Origin of the sequence: Streptomyces thermovulgaris, assembly GCF_002155915.1 — a bacterium.
Lineage (GTDB): Bacteria > Actinomycetota > Actinomycetes > Streptomycetales > Streptomycetaceae > Streptomyces > Streptomyces thermovulgaris.
On record NZ_MUME01000120.1, the window covers coordinates 1 to 3,431 of the forward strand.

At 75.3% G+C, this 3,431-nt stretch carries 4 protein-coding genes; 2 read left to right on the top strand and 2 right to left on the bottom strand.

Features of this window, described 5'->3' with window-relative positions; translation table 11 throughout:
* Positions 1-1,142: zinc-dependent alcohol dehydrogenase family protein (locus CCN35_RS12265; RefSeq protein ID WP_107501044.1), on the bottom strand; the 1,142-nt coding region annotated here is incomplete at its 3' end.
* 298 nt (positions 1,143-1,440) lie between these two features.
* Between CCN35_RS12265 and CCN35_RS12270 the strand changes: the two genes are divergently transcribed.
* Both CCN35_RS12270 and CCN35_RS12275 read left to right on the top strand, forming a co-directional pair.
* Positions 1,441-1,842, top strand: coding sequence for an STAS domain-containing protein (locus CCN35_RS12270; protein WP_067389727.1), 402 nt, complete (start codon positions 1,441-1,443; stop codon positions 1,840-1,842).
* A gap of 67 nt (positions 1,843-1,909) precedes the next feature.
* Complete coding sequence (locus tag CCN35_RS12275; protein WP_086792600.1) at positions 1,910-2,491, top strand: Rv1733c family protein; 582 nt, start codon at positions 1,910-1,912, stop codon at positions 2,489-2,491.
* Positions 2,492-2,624: 133 nt separating this feature from the next.
* Here the strand turns inward: CCN35_RS12275 and CCN35_RS12280 are convergent.
* Positions 2,625-3,431, bottom strand: an 807-nt coding sequence (locus CCN35_RS12280) for a universal stress protein (protein WP_107501045.1), incomplete at its 5' end; no start/stop codon positions are given.

Below are 3,431 nucleotides of genomic sequence, written 5' to 3' on the forward strand. Positions count from 1 at the left end.
CCACCTCCCGGCTGGTCACGCACACCATCCCGCTGGAGCGCATGGAGGAGGCGTACGACGTCTTCGCGCACTCCGCCGAGACCGGGGCGCTCAAGGTCGTGCTGCGGCCCGCCGAGCACGACCTTGAGCGCCCCGGTCTCGGCGGAGTGCGCGAAGACGTCGTACGCCTCCTCCATGCGCTCCAGCGGGAAGGTGTGCGTGACCAGCCGGGAGGTGGGCAGCCGGCCGGCGGCCGCCATCCTCAGCAGCGTGGGCGTGGAGGAGGTGTCCACCAGGCCCGTGGTGATGGTCACGTTCCTGCTCCACAGCTCTTCCAGGTGCAGGGGCGCCGGTTTGCCGTGCACGCCGACGTTGGCGACACGGCCGCCGGGCCGCACCATGCGTGTGCACACCTCGAAGGTCTCCGGTGTCCCCACCGCCTCGACGACCACGTCCGCGCCGAGCCCGTCGGTGAGGTCGGCCACCAGCTGCTCGGGGGCCTCGCGGGCGTCGGCCACCGCCTCGGCGCCGAGCTGTCGTGCGGCCTCCAGCCGGGCGGGGGCCATGTCCACGGCGATGACGCGCGCGGGCGAGAACAGCCGGGCCGTGGCGATCGCCGCGAGCCCGATGGGTCCGGCGCCGACCACGGCGACGGTGTCGCCGGGCCGCACCTGCCCGTTGAGCACGCCGACCTCGTAGGCGGTGGGGAAGATGTCGGCCAGCAGCACGGCGTCCTGGCTGGTCACCGAGGCGGGCAGCGGATGCACGGAGAGGTCGGCGAAAGGCACGCGGACGAACTCCGCCTGGGTGCCGTCGATGCAGTGGCCGAGGATCCAGCCTCCGCCGCCCAGGCACTGGCTGTACATGGCCTCGCGGCAGTAGCGGCACCGCCCGCAGGCGGTGATGCAGGAGACCAGGACCCGGTCCCCCGGCTGCAGGGTGCGGACGTCGGCGCCGATCTCGACGACCTCGCCGACGGCCTCGTGCCCCAGCACCGTGCCGGGGCGGACCTCGGGCACGTCGCCCTTGAGGATGTGCAGGTCGGTGCCGCAGATGGTGACGGCGTCGACGCGGACGACGGCGTCGGTGGGTTCCTTGACGTCCGGGTCGGGGACGTCCTCCCAGGCGGACTGCCCAGGGCCGTGGAAGACGTAGCCTTTCATGCCGATCCTCACCCTCTCTGCGTTCGGACGGGTTCTGGACGGGTGGCCGGGATCCGGCGGTCCCCGGTGGGCGGACGCGGCCCGGTCCGGGCACCGATGCGTGCCGCCGGGACCGCTCCCCGTTCCAGCTTGTCCGACGGCCGGGCATCGCGCTCGGGGTCGACCGGCCCTCTCGGCCGGTCCACCGGGGCCCGGCCCGCCGGACGTCCGGCGGGCCGGGCCGTTCGGGCTGTTCGGGCTCGCGCAAGGGGACCCAACGGCCCTTACCTCGTCCCACTGGACCGGCTTTGCTGTCCGTATGTCCCAGAGCCATGCCGGGCCCGCCCCGGGCCATACGGAGCGCACCGTCGGCGCCACGACCGTCGTGACCCTCAGCGGCGAGGTCGACCTTTTCGCGAGGCTCTCCCTCACCCCGCGTCTCGACGCGCTCACCGCCGGGCCCCGGCCGGACCTCGTGCTCGACCTGCGGGGCGTGGCCTTCATCGACTGCGCCGGACTGGGTCTGCTGTGCCGGGCCCGCAACCGGGTCGCCGCCCGCGGGGGCCGGCTGCGGCTGATCAGCCGCAGCGCGTCCTTCCGCAGGCTCCTGCGCCGCACCGGCCTGCACGGTGCCTTCGTGGTGCTGCCGGAGTTCGGGCCGTCCCCGGCCGCCGGGTCGTCCCCCCGGCCGGGGACGGTGGTCCCCGCAAGCCGGGGCTGACCGGCCCAAGCCCCGCGCCGGTGATCACTGCCATGTTCGAGAGCAAGGAACGAGGAGGTGGCAGCCGATGAGCGGCGGGAAAGGCGCGGAGTGCACCCGGCGGCGGCTGTGGCGGTGGCGCAGCAACCCGCTGCGCCGCCGTGAGGACGTCGTCGAGGCGTGGATCGTCCTGGTGATGCTGGTGGTGGCCGTTCTGGGCGGCGCACTCGTCGGGACGGTGGTGACGCGCGCCGTCGACCAGGACCTCGCCCAGCAGCGCGCCGACCGGCACCCGGTGCAGGCCGTGCTGCTCACCGACACCCCGAGCAGTACACCGGGCGGCAGCGTCCGGCCGACGGCGAAGGTCCGCTGGACCGCCCCCGACGGCACCGTCCAGACCGGCCGGGCCCCGGTGGACGAGGGGCTGCGGGCCGGAACGACGATCACCGTCTGGCAGGACGACCGCGGTGTCCTCGTTCCTTCGCCCCCCGACCCGGTCGAGGCCCGTGTCGAGGCCGTTCTCCTCGGCTGCGGGGCCACGCTCGTCTTCGTCGCCCTCGTCTACGCGGTCACGTCCCTGGCCCGGCGGCGGCTGGACCGGCGCCGCTACGACCGGTGGGCGGCGGAGTGGGCGCTGATCGGCCCGCTTCTGGACCGCAGGACGAGCTGAGAGGAGCTTGAGAGGAGCCGAGGAAAGGGCACTGAGAAAAACCGGGACGAGTCGGCACGCCCGGCCCGAACGGCCCGTTCCGCGGCGCGTGCCCCGGTGCACGGGAGAACCGGCACCGGGGCACGCGCCGTCCTCACGGCCGTTCCTCCCGCGGCTCCCGCGTCCCTCGCGCTCCTTCGGGAACCGCTTCCCCTCGCTCCCGTTCGGGGACCACGGCGACCGGGCAGGCCGCGTGGTGCAGGACCCTGTGGGCGGTACGGCCGAGCCGGAGGCCGAGGCTCCCCGGGCGGCACCGGACGCCGACGACCAGCAGATCGGCGTGGCGCGCGGCGGCCAGGAGCACTCCGCGGGCGGGCCCCTCCACCGTGCGGCGCTCCAGCTTCACCTGCGACGGCACGTCCCGCAGCGCCGCCTCCAGGGCCCGCGCGGCCCGCTCCTCGTGGACGCGCGCCGGCTCCCCGGTGATCAGCGGGTGGGACAGGCCCTCGTACGCCGGGCGCCGCCAGGCCCGTACGGCCTCCAGCACGGCTCCGCGCCGTTCGGCCTCCTCGGCGGCGAACCGCACCGCCTCGGCGGACTCGTCCCCGACCCCGACGACGACACGGCCGTGCACCGGGGTGCGCACCTGGTTGTCGTGGCCGCCGCGGACCACGACCACGGGGCAGTCGGCGTGCGCGGCCACGAAGAGGCTCACCGATCCGAGCAGCAGGTCGGCCACGGCACTGCGGCCCCGGGCGCCGACGACCAGGACGGAGGCGTTCCTGCTCTCCCGCACCAGTGCGGCCTCCGGCTCCTCGGGCAGTGCGGCCCTGCTGATCGGCAGGCCGGGGTGGCGGACACGGGCACGCCGGGCCGCGGCCTCGACGACGTCCTCGGCCCGCACCTGCTCCTGCGGCTTGCCGGGCACGGCGCCCTCGACGGGGGTCTCCTCCGCCCGGGC